At 52.5% G+C, this 23375-nt stretch carries 26 protein-coding genes; 13 read left to right on the forward strand and 13 right to left on the reverse strand.

Annotated features, from left to right (window positions below):
* Window positions 1–107 precede the first annotated feature (107 nt).
* Window positions 108–1133 (forward strand): S-methyl-5-thioribose-1-phosphate isomerase, encoded by a 1026-nt coding sequence (gene mtnA, locus DW47_RS0114670; RefSeq protein WP_029687173.1) that lies wholly within the window; start codon window positions 108–110, stop codon window positions 1131–1133.
* 53 nt (window positions 1134–1186) lie between these two features.
* Here the strand turns inward: mtnA and DW47_RS0114675 are convergent, their stop codons facing one another.
* Window positions 1187–1729, reverse strand: a complete 543-nt coding sequence (locus tag DW47_RS0114675) for a 1,2-dihydroxy-3-keto-5-methylthiopentene dioxygenase (RefSeq protein WP_029687174.1) — start codon at window positions 1727–1729, stop codon at window positions 1187–1189.
* 1 nt (window position 1730) lies between these two features.
* Window positions 1731–2414 carry an acireductone synthase gene (gene mtnC, locus DW47_RS0114680; RefSeq protein ID WP_029687175.1) on the reverse strand — a complete coding sequence of 228 codons (684 nt, stop codon included), beginning with the start codon at window positions 2412–2414 and terminating at the stop codon, window positions 1731–1733.
* A 200-nt stretch (window positions 2415–2614) separates the two neighbouring features.
* Between mtnC and DW47_RS0114685 the strand changes: the two genes are divergently transcribed.
* Together DW47_RS0114685 and DW47_RS0114690 are read left to right on the forward strand one after the other, a co-directional pair.
* Window positions 2615–3775: a pyridoxal phosphate-dependent aminotransferase gene (locus DW47_RS0114685; RefSeq protein ID WP_029687176.1), complete on the forward strand. Its 1161-nt coding sequence runs from the start codon at window positions 2615–2617 to the stop codon at window positions 3773–3775.
* The gene (locus DW47_RS0114690) at window positions 3763–4539 is read left to right on the forward strand and encodes an amidohydrolase (RefSeq protein ID WP_029687177.1); all 777 of its coding nucleotides are present in this window, start codon (window positions 3763–3765) and stop codon (window positions 4537–4539) included. Before DW47_RS0114685 ends, DW47_RS0114690 begins: the two co-directional genes overlap by 13 nt.
* Window positions 4540–4585: 46 nt before the next feature.
* On the opposite strand, the gene uraH is transcribed toward DW47_RS0114690, so the two are convergent.
* The 9 genes from uraH to DW47_RS0114735 form a co-directional block, all read right to left on the reverse strand.
* Complete coding sequence (uraH, locus tag DW47_RS0114695; protein WP_029687178.1) at window positions 4586–4921, reverse strand: hydroxyisourate hydrolase; 336 nt, start codon at window positions 4919–4921, stop codon at window positions 4586–4588.
* Window positions 4918–5412, reverse strand: a complete 495-nt coding sequence (gene uraD, locus DW47_RS0114700) for a 2-oxo-4-hydroxy-4-carboxy-5-ureidoimidazoline decarboxylase (RefSeq protein WP_029687179.1) — start codon at window positions 5410–5412, stop codon at window positions 4918–4920. Before uraD ends, uraH begins: the two co-directional genes overlap by 4 nt.
* 28 nt (window positions 5413–5440) lie before the next feature.
* Window positions 5441–6718: an allantoate amidohydrolase gene (hpxK, locus tag DW47_RS0114705; protein ID WP_038027632.1), complete on the reverse strand. Its 1278-nt coding sequence runs from the start codon at window positions 6716–6718 to the stop codon at window positions 5441–5443.
* On the reverse strand, window positions 6702–7946 hold the full coding sequence (locus tag DW47_RS0114710) for a pyridoxal-phosphate-dependent aminotransferase family protein (RefSeq protein ID WP_029687181.1): 1245 nt from the start codon (window positions 7944–7946) through the stop codon (window positions 6702–6704). The genes hpxK and DW47_RS0114710 overlap by 17 nt, the downstream gene beginning before the upstream one ends.
* Window positions 7947–7969: 23 nt before the next feature.
* Window positions 7970–8701 carry an amino acid ABC transporter ATP-binding protein gene (locus DW47_RS0114715; protein WP_029687182.1) on the reverse strand — a complete coding sequence of 244 codons (732 nt, stop codon included), beginning with the start codon at window positions 8699–8701 and terminating at the stop codon, window positions 7970–7972.
* A complete protein-coding gene (locus DW47_RS0114720) occupies window positions 8682–9338 on the reverse strand; it encodes an amino acid ABC transporter permease (RefSeq protein ID WP_029687183.1) in 657 nt (218 codons plus the stop codon). The genes DW47_RS0114715 and DW47_RS0114720 overlap by 20 nt, the downstream gene beginning before the upstream one ends.
* Entirely contained in the window at window positions 9335–10000 is a 666-nt protein-coding gene (locus DW47_RS0114725) for an amino acid ABC transporter permease (protein WP_029687184.1), read from the reverse strand. Before DW47_RS0114725 ends, DW47_RS0114720 begins: the two co-directional genes overlap by 4 nt.
* A 9-nt stretch (window positions 10001–10009) precedes the next feature.
* Window positions 10010–10795 (reverse strand): transporter substrate-binding domain-containing protein, encoded by a 786-nt coding sequence (locus DW47_RS0114730; protein WP_029687185.1) that lies wholly within the window; start codon window positions 10793–10795, stop codon window positions 10010–10012.
* A 188-nt stretch (window positions 10796–10983) separates the two neighbouring features.
* On the reverse strand, window positions 10984–11823 hold the full coding sequence (locus DW47_RS0114735) for a MurR/RpiR family transcriptional regulator (RefSeq protein WP_029687186.1): 840 nt from the start codon (window positions 11821–11823) through the stop codon (window positions 10984–10986).
* Window positions 11824–11961: 138 nt separating this feature from the next.
* On the opposite strand from DW47_RS0114735, the gene ggt reads away from it, so the two are divergent.
* From ggt to hpxZ, 4 genes are read left to right on the forward strand one after another with little or no spacing between them, the layout of a single operon-like run.
* Window positions 11962–13548 carry a gamma-glutamyltransferase gene (ggt, locus tag DW47_RS0114740; RefSeq protein ID WP_029687187.1) on the forward strand — a complete coding sequence of 529 codons (1587 nt, stop codon included), beginning with the start codon at window positions 11962–11964 and terminating at the stop codon, window positions 13546–13548.
* A 10-nt stretch (window positions 13549–13558) separates the two neighbouring features.
* Entirely contained in the window at window positions 13559–13744 is a 186-nt protein-coding gene (gene hpxX / locus DW47_RS0114745; protein ID WP_029687188.1) for an oxalurate catabolism protein HpxX, read from the forward strand.
* Window positions 13741–15144, forward strand: coding sequence for an AtzE family amidohydrolase (locus DW47_RS0114750; RefSeq protein WP_029687189.1), 1404 nt, complete (start codon window positions 13741–13743; stop codon window positions 15142–15144). The genes hpxX and DW47_RS0114750 overlap by 4 nt, the downstream gene beginning before the upstream one ends.
* A complete protein-coding gene (gene hpxZ / locus DW47_RS0114755) occupies window positions 15141–15524 on the forward strand; it encodes an oxalurate catabolism protein HpxZ (protein ID WP_029687190.1) in 384 nt (127 codons plus the stop codon). Before DW47_RS0114750 ends, hpxZ begins: the two co-directional genes overlap by 4 nt.
* Before the next feature lie 32 nt (window positions 15525–15556).
* On the opposite strand, the gene puuE is transcribed toward hpxZ, so the two are convergent.
* Window positions 15557–16507 carry an allantoinase PuuE gene (gene puuE, locus DW47_RS0114760; RefSeq protein ID WP_029687191.1) on the reverse strand — a complete coding sequence of 317 codons (951 nt, stop codon included), beginning with the start codon at window positions 16505–16507 and terminating at the stop codon, window positions 15557–15559.
* Window positions 16508–16701: 194 nt separating this feature from the next.
* Here puuE and speG point away from each other — a divergent pair, with 194 nt between their 5' ends.
* Entirely contained in the window at window positions 16702–17250 is a 549-nt protein-coding gene (speG, locus tag DW47_RS0114765; protein ID WP_029687192.1) for a spermidine N1-acetyltransferase, read from the forward strand.
* 78 nt (window positions 17251–17328) lie between these two features.
* Here speG and DW47_RS0114770 read toward each other — a convergent pair whose 3' ends face one another.
* Window positions 17329–17664: a DUF2002 family protein gene (locus tag DW47_RS0114770; protein WP_029687193.1), complete on the reverse strand. Its 336-nt coding sequence runs from the start codon at window positions 17662–17664 to the stop codon at window positions 17329–17331.
* Window positions 17665–17818: 154 nt separating this feature from the next.
* Between DW47_RS0114770 and DW47_RS0114775 the strand changes: the two genes are divergently transcribed.
* The 5 genes from DW47_RS0114775 to mprA all read left to right on the forward strand — a co-directional run bounded on the left by DW47_RS0114775 (window position 17819) and on the right by mprA (window position 23291).
* Window positions 17819–18136, forward strand: coding sequence for an ElaB/YgaM/YqjD family protein (locus DW47_RS0114775; RefSeq protein WP_029687194.1), 318 nt, complete (start codon window positions 17819–17821; stop codon window positions 18134–18136).
* Window positions 18137–19103: 967 nt separating this feature from the next.
* Window positions 19104–20297, forward strand: a complete 1194-nt coding sequence (gene proV / locus DW47_RS0114780) for a glycine betaine/L-proline ABC transporter ATP-binding protein ProV (RefSeq protein ID WP_029687195.1) — start codon at window positions 19104–19106, stop codon at window positions 20295–20297.
* The gene (gene proW, locus DW47_RS0114785; protein ID WP_029687197.1) at window positions 20297–21469 is read left to right on the forward strand and encodes a glycine betaine/L-proline ABC transporter permease ProW; all 1173 of its coding nucleotides are present in this window, start codon (window positions 20297–20299) and stop codon (window positions 21467–21469) included. The genes proV and proW overlap by 1 nt, the downstream gene beginning before the upstream one ends.
* A gap of 50 nt (window positions 21470–21519) precedes the next feature.
* On the forward strand, window positions 21520–22518 hold the full coding sequence (gene proX, locus DW47_RS0114790; RefSeq protein WP_029687199.1) for a glycine betaine/L-proline ABC transporter substrate-binding protein ProX: 999 nt from the start codon (window positions 21520–21522) through the stop codon (window positions 22516–22518).
* A gap of 263 nt (window positions 22519–22781) precedes the next feature.
* A complete protein-coding gene (gene mprA / locus DW47_RS0114795; RefSeq protein ID WP_029687200.1) occupies window positions 22782–23291 on the forward strand; it encodes a transcriptional repressor MprA in 510 nt (169 codons plus the stop codon).
* Window positions 23292–23375: the final 84 nt, after the last annotated feature.

The raw sequence follows: 23375 nt of genomic DNA on the forward strand, positions 1-23375 counted from the left end.
TCTCAGATCCCGGCCGGATAACTTAGGCCTTTCAGACGTCTACACTTCTATTATGCGCCGTATATTGGCATACTCATTGCCAGTGAAGCAAACCGGAAATAATTTTGATGCAAACTCTGCAAACAACCAGCCTGAGAATTACTGATAACCAGCTGTGGATCCTTGACCAGCAGGCGCTACCTCAGGAAAAAAACTGGCTCCCTGCCGCCACCACCGACCAGTTGGTCGCCCATATTCATGCCCTGCGCGTACGCGGTGCGCCGCTGATTGGCTTATCGGCCTCACTGCTGTTGGCGTTACAGGCTGAACAGGGAATGTCGCAGCAGGCGCTGCACACCTCATTAGCCACCCTGCGCGCCTCGCGGCCAACGGCGGTGAATCTGATGAATAATCTCGACCGTATGAAGCAGGCCCTGGAAGGCACTGATTATATCAATGCCATGGTCAGAGAAGCCCAGCGTCTGATCGAAGAGGACCGGCAGCTGTGTGATAATATTGCCCACGCCGGGACACCACTGGTCAACGCCGACAGCCGTATTCTCACTCACTGTAATACCGGCGGGCTGGCAACCGCAGGCAGTGGTACAGCACTGGGTGTCATCAGTCACGCGTGGCAGCAAGGTAAGGTCCAACATGTGTGGGTGGGAGAAACGCGCCCACTGTTACAGGGAGGACGTCTGACCGCATGGGAACTCACTGAAAAGGGCATCCCTTGTCAACTGATCACCGACAGCATGGCCGCGGCCTTAATGGCGGAAGGTCAGGTGGATGCCGTATGGGTCGGCGCAGACCGTATTGCCGCTAACGGCGATGTGGCCAACAAAATCGGCACCTACAGTCTGGCGGTGCTGGCCCATTATCACCGTGTTCCTTTCTATGTGGCCGCACCACATACCACTATCGACCGACACTGTCTCTCTGGAAAAGAGATCCCGATTGAACAGCGGGCCGCCAGTGAAATAACAGGTGTATCCGGTAGCTTTGGCGCAGTACAGTGGGCACCAGAAGGTATTTCGGTCCACAATCCGGCGTTCGATGTCACTCCGGCGGCGCTGATCAGTGGCTGGGTGCTGGATACCGGCTGCGTCACGCCGCAGCAGGTTACTGAGGGTTTTTTCCGCTCTGCAGAGTAAACCCCTTATCTGCATAGCGATTCCCCCGCTGTCCGCGGGGGATGTCCGCGACGTTATGGTAGACGCGGGTAGCTGTCGGCAATGGCATCGCCAGTAAAGCGAGCGATCCACCCTTCTGGGTTATCAAAAATGCGGATCGCCGTAAAATCCGGCTGTGATCCCATATCGAACCAGTGTGGCGTTCCCGCAGGCACCGAGATCAGATCATTCTTTTCACAGAGGATCTGATAGATATGATCGTCAATATGCAGGCAAAACAATCCGGCCCCCTCGACAAAGAAACGAACTTCATCCTCGCCATGGGTATGCTCTGAAAGAAACTTCTCACGCAGTGCCTGCTTATCCGGATGGTTAGCACCCATGCTGATCACATCCCAGCTTTTGTAGCCTTTCTCTGCCACCAGTTTTTCAATTTCATGCTGATAAGCCTTAAGCACCGTCTCAGCCGTCGGGTCGCTGCCCAACTCACGATCAGCGGCCCAGCGTTCAAAACGGATATGCAGTGCGGCCAGTTTGTCGCGGATCTGTGCCGCATCTTCACTTTGCCAGACAGGCTGGCTGGCATCGTTATCAGTAAAAATGGTTAATGCACTCATCTTACACACTCTCCACGCTGATCTGATCAAAGCGGCTGACCTGAGGATGAACACTGTCGTGATCAGCGTCGCCGCGGATTAACTGTACGGTTTTCCAGCCGGCGGCACGGGCTGCATCCAGTTCTTGATGGATATCGGACAGAAACAGGATCTGCTCTGCTTCCAAGCCCAGTTGCTTGCCAATATTTTGGTAAGAGATCGTTTCTCTTTTTGCTCCGACACGGGTATCGAAATAACCGCTGAACAAGCCGGTAATATCCCCCGCATCGCTATAACCGAACAACAGCTTCTGTGCTGGCACCGATCCGGAAGAGTAGACATTTAGCGCAATTCCCTGCTCATGCCACTGTTTCAAGGCGGGTAACACGTCTGCATACAGGTGCCCGGTAAAATCACCGCTCACATACCCTTCACGCCAGATCATTCCCTGTAAGGATTTCAGCGCCGTCGATTTACGATCTTCATCCATAAAACGGTACAAAGTGTCGATCAGATCAGCCGTAGTTGCTTGTGGCTGATGGGTTTCATCTCGCAGGCTTTCCAAGATCGCAGCCACTTCCGGCGTGTGCTGGTGCTCGGTGACAAAGCTCTCCAGACGCTGACGCGCATAAGGAAATAACACCTGGTGTACAAAGCGGATATCACTGGTCGTCCCTTCAATGTCCGTCACAATCGCGCGTATCATTCAACCTCCGCAGCATAGCTGCCTATAATGTGCAGAAAAGCCTGATGATTATCAGGTCGGGGGTTCTGCAAAGTGTTTAGCCGTCTAAGCGTCTTCATTGCCAAATTCTAGCATCCTGTTTATAGTGGCATCAATAAAGGCTTCGGTCATTCCAAGATTTATCATTCACAACACCCGCCGCGGATAAGGCAGAATTAAACATGACGCAGCAGACTTTCACTCCCGACAGTAAACTTCCGGCCCTTGGCACTACCATTTTCAGCCAGATGAGCGCCCTGGCGCAGCAGCATCAGGCCATCAACCTGTCTCAAGGTTTTCCTGATTTTGATGGCCCGGTTTATCTGCAAAAGCAGTTAGCGTGGTATGTCAGCCAAGGTGCCAACCAGTATGCGCCAATGACCGGAGTGCAGCCACTGCGTGAAGCCATTGCGGAGAAAACAGCACGCTGCTACGGTTATACACCGGACGTTAACACCGATATTACCGTCACTGCCGGGGCAACCGAAGCGCTGTTTGCTGCCATTACCGCACTGGTTCGTCCCGGCGATGAAGTGATTTGTTTTGACCCAAGCTATGACAGCTATGCGCCGGCGGTGGAACTGTCCGGCGGGATCCTCAAGCGGATCGCCCTGCAGCCCCCGGGCTTCCGCCCTGACTGGCAAGCCTTTGCCGACTTACTGTCCGACAAAACCCGGTTGGTGATCCTGAATACCCCACACAACCCGACGGCTACCGTCTGGCAGCAGAGTGATTTCGAAGCCTTATGGCAGGCCATTGGTCAGCAGGAAACCTACGTACTGAGTGATGAAGTCTACGAGCATATCTGCTTTGCCAAAAACGGTCATTACAGCATCCTGCAACATCCACAACTGCGCCAGCGTGGGATCGCGGTCTCCTCTTTCGGTAAAACCTTTCATATGACAGGTTGGAAAGTGGGATACTGTGTGGCACCCGCAGCCATTTCTGCTGAAATCCGTAAGGTACATCAGTACCTGACCTTCGCGGTCAATACTCCTGCCCAGTTCGCTTTAGCCGATATGCTGCACCAAGCGCCGGAGCATTATTTAGAACTGCCAGGATTTTATCAGCAACGTCGCGATTTTCTGGTCAATGCGCTGCAGGACAGCCGTTTCAAGATCCTGCCCTGTGAAGGGACCTACTTCCTGCTACTTGATTACAGTGATATTTCTGACTTGGATGATGTCAGTTTTTGCCAGTGGCTAACCAAAGAAGTCGGTGTAGCGGCGATCCCATTATCGGTATTCTGTGCCGGTGAATTCCCTCATAAACTGATCCGTCTCTGTTTTGCTAAACAGGAACATACACTGGCTGCGGCCGCGGAGCGCTTATGTCAGATTTAAAAGTCAGCTTATTGCAACAACCCTTAGTATGGATGGACGGTGAAGCCAACTTCCGTCATTTTGAACAGGTATTACAGCAAGTACCGGACAGTGATTTGATCATCCTTCCGGAAATGTTCACTACCGGTTTTGCCATGGAAGCCGCTAAAAGTTCCTTACCAGAACCGGTGGTGATTGCCTGGCTGACGGAGCAGGCGAAAAAATACGATGCTCTGATCGGCGGCAGCGTCGCCCTAACGCCGGCCGAAGGTGAAGGGTCGGTTAACCGTTTCCTGCTGGTCAGCCCCGCAGGCGAAGTCCATCGTTATGACAAACGCCATCTGTTCCGGATGGGGGAAGAACATCATTTTTATCAGGCTGGCAATCAGCGGGTGATCATTGAATGGCGGGGCTTTCGTATCCTGCCACAGATCTGCTATGACCTACGTTTCCCAGTGTTCGCCCGTAACCGTAACGATTACGACTTGGCGCTGTATATTGCGAGCTGGCCAGCCGCCCGTAGTGCACACTGGCAGGCGCTATTACTGGCGCGAGCTATCGAGAACCAGGCCTATGTCCTTGGCTGTAACCGTGTCGGCGAAGATGCCAATCAACTCAGTTACAGTGGCGACAGCCGCATCATTAGCCCGACCGGCGAGTTCTTGGCCTGTGCGGAGCCTCATGTAGCGACCGTCAGCAGCGCAGTGCTGTCCTTGGAAGCGTTACAGGCCTACCGCGAACGTTTCCCCGCATGGCGCGATGCAGATGCTTTTACCCTGAATTAAGGGGAAAAAAACGGGTCACTGAGTGACCCGTTTTTTTCAACACCACTTAACTGCCACGATAGGTCGACCATGCCCAAGGGGTGATCACAAACGGCAGATGATAGTGACTCCCCGCCTCCGGGATCACAAAATCAATCTGCGCGGTCAGGTAGAGCGACTGTCGGCCTGTCACCGCAAAATAATCACCGATTTCTGCCGTCAGACGGTAATGCCCCGGCGTCACCGGTTCCGGTGTCAGGGTTTTTAGACGACCGTCACTGTCTGTCTTGCCCGTCGCCAATTCAGACCAGCCTTCCGGCGACTGCTGTTCAAGCACAATCCGCACATCACGGGCCGGTTTTCCTAGCGCGGTGTCCAGAATATGGGTGGTAATGGTGCTCATAGCAAAACCTCCTGTAATCGCAATAACGTTATTTCACGTAATTGCTGCAGAGTTTCAGGCAGCTCTTCATTATCGCTATTTTTCAGCCGTTGCTGCAAACACGCGAGGATCTCCTGTGGACTGCGTCCCTTGGCGCGGATCAGAAAAATACGACCAAAACGTGCTTCATAGGCACGGTTACCTGCGGCCATTGCCTGTTTCACCACATCGTCCGCACTCAGTACCGAAGCCTGCTCACTGCGTGACGCTTGATGATGCGCCTGTTCTCCTTGAGCTTGTTCACCGATACGCGGATGCGCACTTAGGGCTTCCATCAGCTCCGGCAATTGCCAGTGCATAGAAAGTTGTTCTGCCACGGTCAACGCCTGCTCACTGCTGTCAAAAGGCCGGGCGGCAACCAGTTGCTGTTGCCAAGCATTAATCGCCACACAGGGTGCAACAGCTGCTAATGCCTCGGCGACCGTCAGGGCATTAAATTGCTCAATATTCATGACACTTCCTCAATGGATATCCGCAGGGTTAGGCCAGATGATGTCGTTCGGCCACACCCAATATCGCCAGTAGATAAGCATGGATAGCCAGTGCCACATCCTCAGTGGTAACGGACTCTGCCGGATGATGACTGATCCCACCGGCACAACGAACAAACAACATCGCCACAGGCCAACATTCAGCGATGGCAATCGCATCATGCCCTGCGCCGCTAGGCAACAACATCGATTTACCCTGCACCGCCGTCACCGCATCACTGAGAGCATCGCGTAAACCGCTGTCACAGGTGGTGGCCGGTATACCGTAGAATTGCTCGGCGCTGAAGGTCAAACCGCGCCGGGCGGCAATCGCCTCGGCTTCCTGTAACAGTTGCTGTAGCAAGTTTTGTAAGGGTTCATCCTCTGGCCCACGGATATCCAACGATAATTGGACCTCTCCGGGGATCACATTGACTGCGCCGGGGGCACAGGACAGCGTCCCGACGGTTGCCACCAACTGTGGGTCAGCCGCTTGAGTCTGCTGCTCGATAAATACCATCCATTCTGCCGCCGCCGCTAACGCATCTTTGCGGTGGGTCATTGGCACCGTCCCAGCATGTCCTGCCATGCCGGTAAAGCAACAGTTCAAACGGCGTGCGCCGTTAATGGCAGTCACCACGCCCAGCGCCAACTCGGCGTCTTCCAAGCACGGCCCTTGTTCAATATGCAGTTCCAGATACGCGATGAATTCGTCACGGCGGCGGGCAGCGTGGTGGATCTCTGCCGCATTCAGTCCAAGCTGTTGCATCGCCTGCGCCACGGTGATCCCCTGCTGATCCGGATGATCCACCCAACTCTCCGGCCAGCGTCCGGTGATCCCTTTACTGCCCAGCAGGGTGATCCCAAAGCGAGTGCCTTCTTCATCGGCAAATCCAACAATCTCAATGGCGACCGGTAGCCGTTTCTGTTGTTGATTCAGCCAACTGACCGTTTCAATCGCCGTCAGTACCCCTAGTGGGCCATCATATTTACCGGCATTACGCACACTGTCCAGATGAGAACCCAGTAAGATCGCTGGTGCACCGGCGGTCAATCCTTCATAACGGCCACAGATATTGCCGACCTGATCTTGCCAAACTCGCATACCTGCCTGCTCCATCCATTGCGCCACTTGCTGATTAGCACGTAGATGTTCCGCTGACAAATAAACCCGAGTCAGTTGACCCGGCGTTTCACTGATAGATGCCAGTGTCTCGCAACGGGCCATCGCCCGCTCACCGGCCTGTTGCGCCTGTTCGACGCTCATCGGATTAGCCATGGGCCGCATCCGCCGGATAGCTGTCCCAGGCTGCCTGCATGGCTGCACCTTGTGTGGTGGTAAATTTCAGACGGTTAAGCACTGACTCTAAGGCGCTGAGGGTTTGCAGCACACATTGTTTGCGGGCGTTATAGCCCATGGTGCCGATACGCCAGACTTTGCCATGCAGAGGACCGAAAGAGGTGCCGATCTCAATGCCGAAATCGTTCAGCATCATGCTGCGCACCTGATCGCCATTCACCTGCTGCGGGATCACGACCCCCAGTACGTTATTCATTTTATGCTGCACATCACCGAACACTTCCAGCCCCATGGCACGGATACCATTCAGCATCGCATCTCCGTGTAACTTGTGGCGTGCAATGCCAGCCTCTACCCCTTCCTGCAAAATAAGACGGGCACATTCTCTAGCCCCAAACAGTGCTGTTGTGGCTTCGGTATGGTGATTCAAACGCTCCGGGCCCCAGTAATCCATGATCATGCCGAGATCAAAATAATTGGAGTAGATCATCTCATCCTCACCTTCCAGATGATCAGCGGTACGGATCCCCTGTTCCACGCGTTTACGTTTGCGGATCACAGCTTCCATCTTCGGACTCAGGGTTACCGGAGAGGTTCCGGACGGGCCGCCAAGGCATTTCTGCATACCTGCAGAGACCGCATCGAGTCCCCAGGCATCGGTCTCAAGCGGGTTCCCTCCCAGCGATGCCGTGGCATCGGTATAGAACAACACATCGTGTCGACGACAGATTTCACCTAGCTCTGCTAGCGGTTGCAGCATAGTGGTCGAGGTATCGCCCTGTACCGTTAGCAGCATTTTCGGCTGGATACGACGAATCGCATCTTCCACCTGATCGGCAGTAAAGACTTCTCCCCAAGGAACTTCGATGGTATGCACCTCGGCGCGACAGCGGTGAGCAATTTCACATAGCAGATGACCAAAGCGACCGAACACCGGTACCAGCACTTTGTCTCCGGGGCGGATCGCCGACACCAGGATCGCCTCAATACCAGCACGAGAGGTACCGTCTACCAGAAAGGTCCACGGGTTTTGGGTACAAAATACGCCGCGATACAGCGCCATGACGTCGTTCATATAACCGGTCATCGCCGGATCATACTGGCCCACCAACTGACTAGACATAGCGCGTAACACCCGCGGGTCAGCATTGATTGGCCCAGGCCCCATCAGTAAACGTTGTGGCGGATTAATTGAGGAAAACTGGCTGAGATCCATAACTTGTTCCTTAAAAATGAGGATTACAAACGTACTGATGAAATAAACTGTTTGAGTTCCGCGGTCTGCGGAGCCGAAAACAAGGTTTTGCTGTCCCCCTGCTCCCAGACTTTTCCTTGGTGCATAAATACCACCCGATCACCAACATTGCGGGCGAAGTTCATTTCATGGGTCACCAGAATCAGGGTCATACCATCGGCGGCCAATTGCTCGAGCACCCGCAGTACCTCGCCGACCAGTTCCGGATCCAAGGCGGAGGTAATTTCATCGCAGAGTAACACCTTTGGCTCCATCGCCAATGCTCGGGCGATGGCAACACGCTGCTGCTGTCCCCCAGATAGGCTGGACGGCGAATAGTCCAGACGCTCACCAAGACCGACTTTTTCCAGCATCCGTACTGCCAATTCACGGCTCTCTGCTTTAGATTTTTTCAGGACCAGTCGTGGTGCCAGCATCACATTTTCCAATGCGGTCATGTGTGGGAACAGATTAAAACTCTGAAACACCATGCCTACCGATTGGCTGATAGTGCGCGCCTGGCTGTCGCTGTCAGTAATGGTCATGCCACCCAGTTTGATACTGCCTTCCTGATAACCTTCAAGACCGTTAATGCAGCGCAATAAGGTACTTTTCCCAGATCCACTTCGCCCGATAATTGAGACGACTTCGCCAGCATCGATATCTAGGTCAATGCCTTTCAGCACATGGTTATCACCGTAATATTTTTGCATTTGATTAATGGTGATGAGAGGCATCGAATTTCTTCTCCAGATATTGGCTGTAACGCGACAGCGGGTAACACACAATAAAATAGCCCAAGGCAACTAAGCCAAAGACTTTAAATGGCTCGAAGGTGACATTAGTCAGCATGGAACCGGCTTTGGTGATCTCGACAAAGCCGATAATTGAGGCCAGCGCCGTCCCTTTAATCACCTGTACCGCAAACCCGACGGTCGGGGCCAGCGCAATACGCAGCGCCTGCGGTAGGATCACATGCAGCATCGTTTGGGTAAAACTCAGCCCCACACAGCGTGAAGCTTCCCATTGCCCTTTTGGTAACGCGAGAATACTGCCATGCCAGATATCCAGCAGAAAGGCGCTGGTATATAGGGTCAGGGCAATAGATGCAGCGGCCCAAGGAGAGACATCAATCCCGAACAGTGCCACCCCAAAAAAGGCCAAGAACAGTTGCATCAACAACGGTGTTCCTTGAAACAATCCACAGTAGCCACGCACCAGTAACTGTAGGCTGCGAAAACGGCTCATTCTCATCAGTAGCAACGGGATCGTGGTCAGGGTACCGCCGAAGAACGCCACCAGCGATAAAGCCAGCGTCCAGCGCCCCGCTAGCAGTAAGTTGCGGATGATATCCCAATCTGTAAATGTCATCATTTTGCACTCACTCCCAGCCAACGTCGGCCAGCAAATAACAGGATATGACGCATCGCCATCGATAACAGCAGATAGATCAGGGTAGTCACCAAATAGACCTCAAAACTAAGGAAGGTACGTGACTGGATCAGGCTGCTCTGGAAGGTCAATTCCTGATAGGAAACCTGAGACACTACCGACGACCCGAGCATCACGATAATGCACTGCCCCACCAGCGACGGATAAATACGCTGTAAGGCCGGGGGCAAGATCACGCGTAGAAAGGTCTGCAGCCGGCTGAAGCCCAGCACTCGACACGCTTCCCACTGCCCTTTCGGCGTGACTTGGATCCCAGCACGGATAATTTCGGTACTGTAAGCCCCAAGGTTGATGATCATGGTTAACAGTGCGGCTTCACCGGCCGTCAGACGTAGGCCGATGTTAGGTAAGCCGAAGACAATAAAGAACAATTGAACCATAAAAGGGGTATTACGGATCAGGGCCACATAGCCGCCCCACAGGCGGCTCAATAGGGTTGGCTTGCCACTGCGCAATGCCGCACCGAGGATCCCCAGAGCCACACCGCCCAAAGTCGCCAATACTGTCAGCTGGACAGTGACCCACAATCCGGATAGCAATGCCTGCCGATATGGCCATAAGGCCGGAAAATCGAGATGTGTCATAAACAGTGATCAGCTCCCCAAACTGGCTGGTAGCGGCGCTTTCATCCATTTTTCTGACATCGCATTCAGTGTGCCGTCTTTGATTCCGTCACTAATCAGCGTATCCACTTCCTGCTTCAGTGCCGGTTCATCTTTTTTCAGGCCAATAAAGCAAGGGGAATCTTTCAGCATAAACTCTGCTACCGGTGCTGAGGACGGATGTTCACGGGTAATGGCAGCCACCACCAGGTTGCCAGTCGCCACATACTGAACCTGCCCCGCTAAGTAGGCAGACAGCGTAGTGTTGTTATCTTCGTAGCGCTGAATGGTGGCGTCTTTGGGCGCAATTGAAGTCAGCACCATGTCTTCAACGGCACCACGGGTTACCCCGATGGTTTTGCCGCTCAGTTCCGCAGCATCTTTTACCGGATGATCTTTCGGGCCGAACACGCCTAGGAAGAATGGTGCATAAGCACGGCTAAAATCGATCACTTTTTCACGTTCCGCATTTTTGCCCAGACTGGAGATCACTAAATCCACTTTATCCGTCTGCAGATAGGCAACACGGTTAGCACTGCTGACCGGCACCAGCTGTAACTTAAGTTTCATCTTGTTCGCCAGGTAAGCGGCCATATCGATATCGTAGCCCTGCGGTTGCAGATCGGTACCCACTGATCCAAAAGGAGGAAAATCCTGAGGGACCGCTACCCGCAGCACGCCACGGTGCTGAATATCCTGCAACTGGTCGGCTAATACGGCTGAACTTTGTGCGAAAAGTAATGCTGCGCCGGCACATGCCATCAATAATTTTTTCATTTTTCTACCCTGCCCCGTGAATGAAACAAAAAATTCTTTGTTATTCTTTTTGCAACTAATGTGCCAAAAAATCGCGACAAGATTTTTTTATTAACTCTCGGTTTTGATGGGGAATAGCGCGAGTAACAGCAAAAAAAAAGGGTGCGAGATTGCACCCGGAAAATGCAAGGCACCATCTTGGTGCCCCATCAGCGTGTTTCTAGCTCATCCAATTGCTGATAGAGATCGGCAATCTGATGGATGCGCTGCCGGCCGCTGGCTAAGGTCTCATGTAACAAGGCATTCGCCACTAAATTAACCAAGCTCATTGCGGCACTGTAGCTATCAAAGGCAGAAACACTCTCGAGCGGTGCAGACAATTGCCAGCGGCTCAATCCCTGCAGAGCTGTCACATTTGGTTCACTGAACAGTACTACCGGCACCGACTGTCGCTGTAACTGTTCCAGCAATGGGCGAATAATGGCCGGACGGCGACGAAAAGCTACTACCACCACCACATCCTGTTCGCCAAGATCCACCAATTCTTCAGATAACGTCTGTCCTGGTGTCGGTAACAACTGCACCTGGGGGCGGCTCTGCATCAGTTGCAAGCGCAGGTGCATGGCCACCGGGTAGGAGTTACGTAACCCAAACACCACTACCCGCCGCGCACTGCTCAGTGCCTGAATAATGCCACTAAACTGCTGTGCATCGATGCTGCCTGACAGCTGGGTCAGATTTGCTAGCTCCTGCTTATAATGTCGGGCCAGTAACGTGTTTCCCTGCACCGCATCACGGTTATCCGTTAGCGGCATACCGGTCTGGCGTAGGGTACGCAGCTCATCGTGCATATCCTTATATCTTTCATAACCCAAGCGCTTAAATAACCGGCTTACTGTCGCCTTAGAGACGCCACTCAGCCTGGCCAGTTCTGCACTGTTATAGCTAATCAAATCATCAAAGTGGTCAAACACGAAATCAGCCACCCGTTTTTCCCTTGGGGAGAGTTGTGAATACTGACTTTCCAGTCGTTGGTCCAAAGATTTCATCATCGCTCCTGCAACGTTTGTTACAGCAGAACCTAGCACGATTCGATCCACTCTGATGGCAGTCACCCTAAAAAAACAAATCAGGAACAAAAATTGCTAGGTATTGCACTGTTTTTATCTGTGCCCTCTGAGGAGCCTATGATACAGAGTAATATTGCGCCAAACGGTATGGCGGTCACCCCCCATCATTTAGCCAGCCAAAGTGCGCTGGCCGTATTAAGGCGCGGTGGCAATGCCATCGAAGCCATGGTGGCAGCAGCAGCCACTATTGCCGTTGTCTACCCCCATATGAACGGTTTAGGCGGGGACAGCTTCTGGCTTATCGTACCGCCAGAAGGTGAACCGGTGGCTATTGACGCCAGCGGTGCCGCAGGTAGCCTCGCCACGGTTGATTTTTACCAAGGAATGACAGCTATTCCTTATCGAGGGACTCAAGCGGCACTCACGGTGGCCGGTACGGTCAGTGGCTGGCAGCAAGCTCTCACCTTATCACAACAGATGGGAGCCGCCCCTGCTCCGCTGGCAGAGTTACTGCAGGATGCCATCGGTTATGCTGCAACCGGTATTCCCGTCACCGAATCACAGGCTGCCGCCACCGCCGCCAAGCGCCAAGAACTGGAATCGTTACCCGGCTTTGCCGACATTTATCTGCCAGAGGGTAAGGTACCTGAGCCCGGCAGTCGCTTCTGCCAACCCGATCTGGCTGCTACCCTGCAGGCCCTGGCGGATGATGGATTAGACAGTTTCTACCGCGGCCCGCTGGCAGAGAAAATTGCTCAGGGGATGCAGACTCTTGGGATGCCAGTAACCGCTGCTGACCTGAAGCAGCATCACGCCAAAACCTGCGCCCCACTGCAGCTGCAGCACAGTGACGGAACACTGTATAACCTTACCCCGCCAACCCAGGGGCTGGTCTCTTTGGCGATTAACGGCATTACCGATCACTTACAGATGGCAGAAGCCAGTGAGGCTGATACCATTCACCGAATTGTGGAAGCAACCAAACAAGCTTTCACACTGCGTGATAACTATCTCACAGATCCTCGGGAAATGACGGTTGATGCCCAGTCGTTACTCGACCCGCAGGCAGTGGCCGCCATGGCAGCAAATATCGACCCTCAGCGTGCCGCACCGGTTGCAGGACAACGTAATCCGGGAGATACGGTCTGGATGGGCGTCATAGACCAGCAGGGAATGGCAGTCTCGTTTATCCAGAGCATTTATCATGAATTCGGCAGTGGCGTCGTCATCCCTGATACCGGCATCCTCTGGCAGAATCGCGGCGCCTCCTTCAGCTTAGAACCCAATAAACTACTGACCCTAGCGCCAGGCAAATACCCTTTTCATACCCTCAATCCAGCAGCAGCCCGCCTGAAAGATGGCAGAGTCATGGTCTATGGTTCGATGGGCGGCGACGGTCAGCCACAGACCCAGGCCACTGTTTTTACCCGTCATATTCAGCAAAAAATGCCATTGCAACAGGCGATTTCAGCCCCGCGCTGGCTGTTGGGTCGTACCTGGGGCGATTCCAGTGAATCCTTGAAACTGGAAGGACGCTTTTCCGAACATACCGTGGCGCAGCTAGTCGCCATGGGCCATGAAGTAGAAATGCTCAGTGATTACAGTGAAGCCACCGGACATGCCGGCGCGGTAGTTCGCCATGTTAACGGTATGCTGGAAGGGGCATCGGACCCACGCAGTAACGGCAGTGCAGCCGGTTTCTAAGGAGAATAAAATGACAACACAGGATAACTGGTCCTCCTATCTGACCCAAATGGAAGCGATACTTGACCTTGATCTTACGGATGAACGCCGCGCCGAACTCCTGGTACAGCTGACCCGTATTGCCGGCATGGCTGGCCCATTAATGGCGTATCCCCTCGATGATCGCCTCGAAGTGGCTGGGGAGTACAAGCTATGACCCTTCCATCAATGACCATCCGCCAGATCCAGCAGGCCAGACAGCAGGGTGAACTCAGTGCCACCGATATTGCCAAGCAAACCTTGGAGAGCATTGCCCGTTACAACCCGCAAATCAATGCGTGGACGGAAGTGACCCGCGAGCGGATGCTGCATGAAGCCGCCGCCGCAGACCAAACATTTAAGCAGGGAGAACGCGGTGGTCCGCTGACCGGGATCCCTTACGCGGTCAAAAACTTGTTTGATGTTCAGGGATATGCCACCCTCGCGGGGGCTAAGCTGTTCTCCGGCCGTGCAGCGGCCAGCCAAGATGCCTGGGCGGTCTCCCGCCTACATAATGCAGGGGCACTGCTGTCCGGTATGCTGAATATGGATGCTTACGCCTACGGTTTTACCACCGAAAATACCCATTTCGGGCCAACCCATAACCCTCGGGATTTACATCGCATTGCTGGCGGTTCTTCCGGCGGTTCAGCCGCTGCCGTTGCCGCTGGGCTGGTGCCTTTTTCTCTCGGCACCGATACCAACGGTTCGATCCGAGTACCCGCCTCACTGTGCGGCGTTTTTGGCTTAAAACCGACCTTTGGTCGCCTTTCAAGACAGGGCACCCATCCATTCGTTGCTAGCCTCGATCATATCGGTCCCTTTGCACGTTATGTGGAAGATCTGGCGCTGGTCTACGATCAACTGCAGGGCAACGACCCACAAGACAGTTTCCAAGCGATGCGTCCGTCGGAACCGGCATTAACGACCCTAGAAGATCCGGTTTCCGGACTGCGAGTTGGAGTACTGGGAGGCTTTTTCTCAGAATGGTGTGATGATGAGGCGCGTCAGGCGGTGGCTCGGGTTGCCGCAGCACTGGGAGCGAGCGAGGAGGTTATCCTTGAAGATGCGGCCTTGGCCCGCTCCGCAGCCTTTATTCTCAGCGCCAGCGAAGGGGGCAACCATTACTTACCAGAACTGCGTAACCGTCCGGAACTCTTCGAGCCTCATTCTCGTGAACGCCTGCTGGCCGGCGCCATGCTGCCAGGGACCTGGTATGTGCAAGCGCAACGCTTCCGCCGTCACTTCCGCGATCAAGTCTTGCCTCTGTTTGATAAGGTTGATCTATTACTGGCTCCGGCAACCCCCTGTAGTGCCACGGTGATCAATCAGGAAACGATGCTGATTAACGGTCAGCAACTGCCAGTACGTGCCAGTATGGGGATGCTGACCCAACCGATCTCCTTCCTTGGGCTGCCGGTGTGTACCGTGCCGTTACCTGCCGCGAACGGACTGTCTATCGGCGTACAGATCATTGCCGCGCCGTTTAAAGAAGCTGTCGCTCTGCGTGCCGCCCGGGCGTTAGAAAAGCAGCACATCACGCTGCCTCCACTTTCATTTATGGAAAAATCCGCATGAATGCACCTGTGATCAATCACCCTGCCACCCTGCAGGAAGTCACCACCCAGTTCCAGCGCTATGAAAAAGCCCTCACCGGGAATGATATTGCGGTACTGGACGAGTTATTTTGGCATAGCCCTCACACCGTGCGCCTCGGAGCCGGTGAGAACCTCTATGGTATCGATGAAATCCGTGATTTCCGTAACGCTCGCCCTTCCGCTAACCTGGAGCGAACACTGAGAAATACCGTGATCACCACCTACGGTACGGATTTCGCGGTCTGTAGCACCGAATTCACCCGTACCACCACCGACAAAATTGGTCGCCAACAACAGACCTGGGTGCGTTTTCCAGAAGGCTGGCGCATTGTCGCCGCCCAAGTCAGCTTAATGTCCTGATCCTAGCGCCCCCATCCGGGGGCGTTCGGCTTTTAGGGAGCCGGATGATGGGTAGCCCAGTGTTCAGCGACCTGCTGGCGAGTGCAGACCCACACATCCGAATACTGACTGATATGGTCAAGAAAGCGCTGTAAGGCGCGAAAACGTCCCGGCCTTCCGAGAATACGGCAATGCATGCCGACCGACATCATCTTCGGTGAATCCGCTCCTTCTTGGTACAACACGTCAAAACTGTCACGCAGGTAGGTAAAGAACTGCTCTGCGGTATTAAACCCTTGTGGCGTGGCGAAGCGCATATCATTACATTCCAGCGTATAAGGGACCACCAGATGCTGTCGTACCTCACCAGACTCACAGGTAACCGGCGTCCAGAAAGGCAGATCATCCCCGTAATTATCGCTGTCATAAAGGAATCCGCCCTGCTCCACCAGCAACCTGCGGGTATTGGGGCTATCTCGTCCGGTGTACCACCCCACAGGAGACTTACCGAACAGCTCAGTCAGGACGTCAATGGCCTGCTGCATATGCTGCTGCTCCTGATGTGGCGGCATGTCCTGATAATGGATCCAGCGCCAGCCATGACTCACCACATCATAATCAGCCGCTTTAATCGCCGCGACAATCTCTGGATTACGGGCCAGCGCCATCGCCACCCCAAATACCGTAAGAGGTAGTCCACGCTTTTCAAATTCCTGATGGATGCGCCAGAACCCTGCCCGGGAGCCGTACTCATACAGCGAATCCATAGACATATGCTGTGCCGGATAACTGGCCGCCCCGATAATATCCGATAAGAACTGTTCAGACCCGGCATCACCGTGCCAGACATGATTTTCCCCTCCTTCTTCGTAGTTGAGGACGAACTGTACTGCCACTCGGGCGTTACCGGGCCAGACTACCCGAGGCGGCTTACCGGCATAACCGATCAGATCCCGTGGATAGTGATCGCCGAGATCGTATTTCTGAAGGTGACGTTCGCTCATGTTAATGCTCTCCTGAATCGGGTAACTGTTCCCTTGCTGCCAAATGCGTCACAGTTCAGTAAGCAAGGATTGTGCCATCGCCATTTTCACGGCACTGTTGCACAATCATCCGGATATTCCCCTGCCGGTTTAGACTATCATAATGGCATTTATTACTCGGCACACGGATGCCACAGGCTATTCAGGAGTCCACCATGACTATCAAACTTCGCCCACTGGAACGCGAAGATCTCCATTTCGTTCATCAGCTGGATAACAATGCCAGTGTCATGCGTTACTGGTTTGAAGAACCCTATGAAGCTTTTGTCGAGCTTTCTGACCTGTACAACAAACATATTCATGATCAGACCGAGCGCCGTTTTGTGGTGGAGCATCAAGGACAAAATGCTGGCTTGGTCGAGCTGGTGGAAATCAACCATGTACACCGCCGTGCAGAGTTTCAGATAATCATCGACCCAGCCCATCAGGGAAAAGGGCTAGCTAGTCAAGCGGCTAAACTGGCAATGGAATATGGGTTTTCAGTGCTGAACTTGTATAAACTCTACCTGATCGTTGATGAAGAAAACGAAAAGGCGATCCACATATACAGCAAGCTGGGGTTTGAAATAGAGGGCGTGTTAAAACACGAGTTTTTTATCAATGGTGAATACCGTAACACCATTCGTATGTGTATCTTTCAACATCAGTTTCTGGAAAAGTTCCGCCAGCCCCGCTCCCCGATGGTCAGCCCGACTGCGCAATAAGGCAGCAACAAACGCCTACCTCAAGGTAAGGCAGAAACAGCCTGCGGCGACGCGGCTGTTTCTGCCAAGTGTTAAGATTCAGCCGAAGACACCGTTCAGATAACGTTCCAGTGCCATACGTGAACTGAAACCGTGTGGGATGCCATAATGCTCTCCCGGTTCATCCGTAGACAGCAACGGAAACTCGGTGTAGTGGTCACTGCTTTTACTTTCAGACGCCGGTTCTGCGAAGTTCTGACTTTTCGCTTTCAGGGTCGGATGGATCACCAATGCGGTACGTCCCATGCGGGCTTCCCGGTTAACATACACATAATCTTCCCCCCTACGGTAGCCATATGCTTTTGCGGTCACCAGATCCATCTCAAATCCTGCTTTTTCCAATACGCGGGCGACCTCATCCGGACGTAAATACATAGTTAATCCCCTTCATTCTTATGATACCGGTTAACTTTATCGCAGCACCTCTATCCTGTGGCTAAGATCATTCGGAATCTTCCTTAACTTTCAGCATAGTTCAGATCAGCGTCTATACTCAGTTAACAGGTATTAATCAAAACGGAGATTAAAAATGCCAGCTAAACCAAAAAAAATTGAAGCCGAAACTGAAGAAACTCAACTGGACGTGAGTGAACTCGCGGACAGCCTGGATGCATTACTCAAGTCTTATTCTGATGATGCTCAGGACGGCCTAGAAGAAGCGCAAAAAAATGCCCAGAAGCTTCTGAAGAAAGCACGTGCCTCGCTGAAAGACAACCTGCCGGATGCCGACGATATCGGCGAACCGTCATGCTGTGCAGATGCTTGGGTGCGTAGTAATCCGGTACCGGCTGCCGGTATCGGTGCTGCACTGGGCCTTATTGCCGGTTTCCTACTGGCAAGACGTTAATCTCTGGCCCGCTCAAGGCATAAGTTGATGCCTTACCTGTTACTGCCAGCCCGCTTTCAGGACTGGTAGTTTTTTTTGAACGGATATTCTCCCCCTTGCCCTCACCTCCGTACGCTTCCCCCTTTCAGCGACCACCACGTTGACGACAAGGCCAAAGGCCGATTTTGTCCAAAATAGCGCTACCTATCATCAAAACTTTTCAAAAATAGTCCTCAGGTCTGACTCACTCCCCCCACAATAATGTATCCCTCGTCATTCCATATTTTTAATAAAATCCCCCCTGACACTCATCCTCTAGCAACAGAAATAGCCATCACTCGCCCCCTTGAAATTAACAAAAATATGCTGACGAAGTCAGAGCATTATTCTGTCCTCCAAGGAACTAAAATGGATAAAATATTGACCGATGAATAGCATGAATATATTTGTGGTTGCTAAGAGAATATTTACACTTCCTACCGCCCTCTACTTCAAAAATTCAAAAAGAAATATCCCCCAAAATAACATAGCTACCTAGACCATAAGTCCATAATTAACACCTAAAAGCAGTAATAAATTTTATCTGTGCAGGATTCATTGGTGAATACCTCTACGTCACTTACCAGCGATACTGACAGTGTCTGCCAGAGGACTACACAGTAAGGCTACCCACAGCCCGTAGTCAGCGAAGAAATCCTCTTATCCAATAAGGGATAAGACCCGATCTTGGCTAAAAAAAATGACATAAAGTTTCGTGGCTTATTATTCATTTTTTATTTAATGAACAGAAAATATCGAGAGTGAAATATTTCCTGCCATCCCTTATCAGTACTGGAATAATCGCAGATCCGCACAGTTAACCAAGCGGAATAATGTCACACCAAGGGTTGCCAGATAAATTCATTGTGGTACGGTTAAAAAAGTAAATCACCCTCCGGACTGCATAACCCCATGAAAAAATAAATAACACTCAGGAAATGACAACTGAATGGCAATTAAACTTGAAGTAAAAAACCTGTATAAGATCTTTGGAGACCACCCCGGGCGAGCGTTTAAATACCTAGAGCGCGGAATGGACAAAGATCAGATCCTTGAAAAAACGGGGCTTTCCGTTGGCGTCAAAGATGCCAGTCTGGCCATTGAAGAAGGCGAGATATTTGTGATCATGGGATTATCCGGCTCCGGAAAATCCACTATGGTTCGCCTTCTCAATCGTCTGATCGAACCCACCCGTGGCCAAGTGCTGATTGATGGCTTGGATATCGCTGCGATCCCTGAGTCACAGTTACGCGATATTCGTCGCAGTAAAATCAGTATGGTGTTTCAGTCTTTTGCGCTGATGCCGCATATGAACGTGCTTAACAATACCGCTTTTGGTATGGAATTGGCCGGCGTTCCTCTCGCAGAGCGTGAGGAAAAAGCCTTAGATGCGCTGCGCCAAGTTGGCCTGGAAAAGTATGCCCATGCCTGGCCAGATGAGTTATCTGGAGGGATGCGCCAGCGTGTTGGCTTGGCCCGAGCGCTAGCGATAAACCCTGATATCTTATTGATGGATGAAGCATTCTCTGCCCTCGATCCCCTCATCCGTACGGAAATGCAGGATGAACTGGTCAAACTGCAAACCCGCCAGCAACGCACTATCGTGTTTATTTCTCATGATCTTGATGAAGCCATGCGTATCGGTGACCGTATTGCCATTATGCAGAATGGGGAAGTGGTACAGGTCGGTACCCCGGATGAGATCTTAAATAATCCGGCCAATGACTATGTGAAAACCTTCTTCCGTGGCGTCGATATCAGCCAAGTCTTCAGTGCCAAAGACATTGCCAAACGTGGTGCCAACGCCTTGTTGCGTAAAGCCCCTGGCTTTGGTCCGCGTACTGCACTGCAGCTGTTACGGGATCAGGATCGCGATTATGGCTATGTGCTGGATAAGCAAAAATTTGCCGGCGTGGTCTCCTGTGATTCACTGCAATTAGCACTGGATAACGGTACCCCGCTGGAAAGTGCTTTCCTGGCGCAGCCGGAGCCGGTTCCGGCAACCACACCACTTAACGAGATTTTCAGTCATGTGGCGGCGGCACCTTGTGCAGTGCCAGTGACGGATGAAGACAATCAATACATTGGCGTTATTTCAAAAAGCAGTCTGTTACGGGCTCTGGACCGCGAGGGGAATCAGTAATGAGTAAACCAGATACCAATCCTTGGGGCGACACCGCTTCCACCACCGGCAGCGCCCCAGCCTCAACACCTGCCGCTTCCGGTAACAGCGATCCTTGGTCATCCTCCTCGGCAGCCCCTTCCGGCAATACCGCAGATGCCAGTAGTGGTGGCGGAGATGCTTGGAGTACCGGTGGAACCTCGACTAACAGTAGCAGCAGTAACGACTGGCTGAATGCCACGCCACCGCCAAGTCATGAGCATTTCAGTTTGATGGATCCCTTCCATAAGACACTGATCCCGCTGGACAGCTGGGTCACTCATGCGATCGATTGGGTGGTCAACAACTTCCGCCCGGTGTTTCAGGGGATCCGCGTCCCGGTGGATTACATCCTCAGTGCTTTCCAGCATCTACTGACGTCATTGCCCTCTCCTGTCGCGATCCTGATCTTTACATTGATCGCTTGGCAGATGACCAACGGCGTCATGGGGATCGCAACGCTTGTCTCGCTGGTCGTCATCGGTGCAATCGGGGCTTGGGGCGATGCGATGGTCACCTTATCGTTGGTATTGACCTCATTGCTGTTCTGTATTGTTATCGGTCTGCCGCTGGGGATCTGGCTGGCACGCAGTGAGCGAGCAGCCAAAATTATTCGCCCGATCCTTGATGCCATGCAGACCACCCCGGCCTTCGTCTATCTGGTCCCGATCGTTATGCTGTTTGGCATCGGTAACGTGCCAGGCGTGGTGGTCACTATTATCTTTGCCCTGCCGCCTATCGTTCGCCTAACGATCCTCGGGATCAAACAGGTGCCGGCAGATCTGATCGAAGCCAGTGAATCCTTCGGTGCCAGCCCGCGTCAGATGCTGTTTAAAGTACAGCTGCCGCTGGCCATGCCAACCATCATGGCCGGGGTTAACCAGACCCTGATGTTGTCCCTGTCTATGGTAGTGATTGCCTCGATGATCGCCGTCGGCGGTTTAGGTCAGATGGTACTACGCGGCATTGGTCGTCTCGATATGGGGCTGGCCACGGTCGGTGGTGTCGGTATCGTCATTCTGGCGATTATCCTTGACCGTCTTACACAGTCTGTCGGAGGCAGCAGCCGCAACCGTCAGCAACGTCACTGGTGCCTCAGTGGCCCGGTCGGACTGCTGATGCGTCCGTTCTCCAAGCATTCCACTACCCGCTAATTGAACAGATGCCCGCCTGCTGCGGGCATCGCGATATCAGAGGAATACCTATGCGTAAATTATTCACCACAGCCACCACCATTACCTTACTGATGGCAGGTCACAGTTATGCCGCCGATCTGCCAGGTACCGGCGTTACCGTTCAGCCAGTACAGAGTTCTATCAGTGGAGAAACCTTCCAGACCCTGCTGGTCAGCCGCGCCTTGGAAAAACTGGGTTACACCGTTGAGAAGCCAGAAGAAGTGGATTACAACGTCGGCTACACCTCTATTGCGTCAGGCGATGCGACCTTTACCGCGGTTAACTGGCAACCCCTGCACGATGATATGTATCAAGCGGCGGGTGGAGATAAAGTCTTTTACCGTGAAGGCACCTATGTCACCGGTGCGGCGCAAGGTTATCTGATTGATAAAAAAACCGCTGAGCAGTACCACATCACCAATATTGCGCAGTTGAAAGATCCTAAGCTGGCCAAACTGTTTGATACCAATGGCGACGGGAAAGCCGATATGACCGGCTGTACCCCAGGCTGGGGATGTGAAGCAGTCATTAACCATCAAGTTAAAGCCTATGGCCTGAGCAATACCGTTCAAGTTAATGAAGGGAATTACTCTGCCATGATGGCGGATACCATCTCCCGTTATAAACAAGGCAAACCCATCCTCTATTACACTTGGACGCCGTACTGGGTCAGTGATGTCCTCAAGCCCGGCCGCGATGTCGTCTGGTTGCAGGTACCATTCTCTTCCTTACCGGGAGCCCAAAAGAATGTAAATACCCAGCTGTCAAACGGCGCGAATTATGGCTTCCCGGTCAACACCATGCACATTGTTGCCAACAAAGCATGGGCCATGAAAAACCCCGCTGCGGCAAAATTGTTTGCTGAAATGCGTCTGCCATTGGCCGATATTAATGCGCAGAATGCCCGCATGAATGACGGCCAAAGCAGTGATGCCGATGTCAACAGCCAGGTCAACGGTTGGATTGGTGCCCATCAGACCCAATTTAACCAATGGATCAGTGACGCATTGGCTGCAGCAAAATCTTAAGTTTACAATTACCGCTCAGGACAGCTTCGGCTGTCCTTTTTTTATCCCACATCGGTGTCTTTCGGTAGCTCTTCGCCTTTTATCAGCAGAAAAGACCGTTGCAGACTATTACCCTGCTAAGGGTTTTGATATCGTTAGGCTATTACTGTTTTAGTTAGGTGACTTTTGCAGAAGTAATTATCATTCTGAGGAAACACTGCCTTAGCGTACCGTCCCCGAACAGTAATCTATTGTGAACTTTATTTTTTCAGCGAGGCCGCTACGTGGAAAGCTCTTTTACCCCTATCGAAGAAATGCTGGATGTTCTGGCAGAACGTCACACCAATTATCCTGTACATGAAGTTCTCCTAACCCGTCTGTGCATGCATATTCAGGGAAAATTGCTCGATAATCGTAATAAAATGCTCAAAGAGCGCGGTATCAATGACACGCTGTTTACCGCACTCATGACCCTAGATGCCCGTGAAAACCAAAGTATTCAGCCCTCTGAGCTCAGTTCAGCATTGGGATCCTCACGCACCAATGCCACCCGCATTGCGGATGAGCTGGAAAAACGCGGCTGGATTGAACGCAAAGAGAGTGACAGCGATCGCCGCTGCCTGCATCTTCATCTCACCCAACAGGGCTACGATTTCTTATGTGAAGTGCTGCCGCCACAACATGAAAGCCTGAAGCACCTGTGGAGCGTATTAAACTCTGAAGAACAACAACAACTGGAAGCCATTTCCCGCAAGTTACTGCATCGTCTTGACGAAATGGGCACTCAGTTATAAGCACGGATAACCACGTCAAATACGTCAATAAGTCATGAAGTGCTAAATCACCGGTACGGGTTTTAGGTATGCTTGCGTGCCTTT

The organism is Tatumella saanichensis, from assembly GCF_000439375.1.
GTDB lineage: Bacteria > Pseudomonadota > Gammaproteobacteria > Enterobacterales > Enterobacteriaceae > Tatumella > Tatumella saanichensis.

Bases quoted from the DNA above. Each gene is read 5' to 3' on its own strand.
- mtnA (WP_029687173.1), top strand. From the start codon at position 108: ATGCAAACTCTGCAAACAACCAGCCTGAGAATTACTGATAACCAGCTG.
- DW47_RS0114675 (WP_029687174.1), bottom strand. From the start codon at position 1,729: ATGAGTGCATTAACCATTTTTACTGATAACGATGCCAGCCAGCCTGTC.
- mtnC (WP_029687175.1), bottom strand. From the start codon at position 2,414: ATGATACGCGCGATTGTGACGGACATTGAAGGGACGACCAGTGATATC.
- DW47_RS0114685 (WP_029687176.1), top strand. From the start codon at position 2,615: ATGACGCAGCAGACTTTCACTCCCGACAGTAAACTTCCGGCCCTTGGC.
- DW47_RS0114690 (WP_029687177.1), top strand. From the start codon at position 3,763: ATGTCAGATTTAAAAGTCAGCTTATTGCAACAACCCTTAGTATGGATG.
- uraH (WP_029687178.1), bottom strand. From the start codon at position 4,921: ATGAGCACCATTACCACCCATATTCTGGACACCGCGCTAGGAAAACCG.
- uraD (WP_029687179.1), bottom strand. From the start codon at position 5,412: ATGAATATTGAGCAATTTAATGCCCTGACGGTCGCCGAGGCATTAGCA.
- hpxK (WP_038027632.1), bottom strand. From the start codon at position 6,718: ATGCGGCCCATGGCTAATCCGATGAGCGTCGAACAGGCGCAACAGGCC.
- DW47_RS0114710 (WP_029687181.1), bottom strand. From the start codon at position 7,946: ATGGATCTCAGCCAGTTTTCCTCAATTAATCCGCCACAACGTTTACTG.
- DW47_RS0114715 (WP_029687182.1), bottom strand. From the start codon at position 8,701: ATGCCTCTCATCACCATTAATCAAATGCAAAAATATTACGGTGATAAC.
- DW47_RS0114720 (WP_029687183.1), bottom strand. From the start codon at position 9,338: ATGATGACATTTACAGATTGGGATATCATCCGCAACTTACTGCTAGCG.
- DW47_RS0114725 (WP_029687184.1), bottom strand. From the start codon at position 10,000: ATGACACATCTCGATTTTCCGGCCTTATGGCCATATCGGCAGGCATTG.
- DW47_RS0114730 (WP_029687185.1), bottom strand. From the start codon at position 10,795: ATGAAAAAATTATTGATGGCATGTGCCGGCGCAGCATTACTTTTCGCA.
- DW47_RS0114735 (WP_029687186.1), bottom strand. From the start codon at position 11,823: ATGAAATCTTTGGACCAACGACTGGAAAGTCAGTATTCACAACTCTCC.
- ggt (WP_029687187.1), top strand. From the start codon at position 11,962: ATGATACAGAGTAATATTGCGCCAAACGGTATGGCGGTCACCCCCCAT.
- hpxX (WP_029687188.1), top strand. From the start codon at position 13,559: ATGACAACACAGGATAACTGGTCCTCCTATCTGACCCAAATGGAAGCG.
- DW47_RS0114750 (WP_029687189.1), top strand. From the start codon at position 13,741: ATGACCCTTCCATCAATGACCATCCGCCAGATCCAGCAGGCCAGACAG.
- hpxZ (WP_029687190.1), top strand. From the start codon at position 15,141: ATGAATGCACCTGTGATCAATCACCCTGCCACCCTGCAGGAAGTCACC.
- puuE (WP_029687191.1), bottom strand. From the start codon at position 16,507: ATGAGCGAACGTCACCTTCAGAAATACGATCTCGGCGATCACTATCCA.
- speG (WP_029687192.1), top strand. From the start codon at position 16,702: ATGACTATCAAACTTCGCCCACTGGAACGCGAAGATCTCCATTTCGTT.
- DW47_RS0114770 (WP_029687193.1), bottom strand. From the start codon at position 17,664: ATGTATTTACGTCCGGATGAGGTCGCCCGCGTATTGGAAAAAGCAGGA.
- DW47_RS0114775 (WP_029687194.1), top strand. From the start codon at position 17,819: ATGCCAGCTAAACCAAAAAAAATTGAAGCCGAAACTGAAGAAACTCAA.
- proV (WP_029687195.1), top strand. From the start codon at position 19,104: ATGGCAATTAAACTTGAAGTAAAAAACCTGTATAAGATCTTTGGAGAC.
- proW (WP_029687197.1), top strand. From the start codon at position 20,297: ATGAGTAAACCAGATACCAATCCTTGGGGCGACACCGCTTCCACCACC.
- proX (WP_029687199.1), top strand. From the start codon at position 21,520: ATGCGTAAATTATTCACCACAGCCACCACCATTACCTTACTGATGGCA.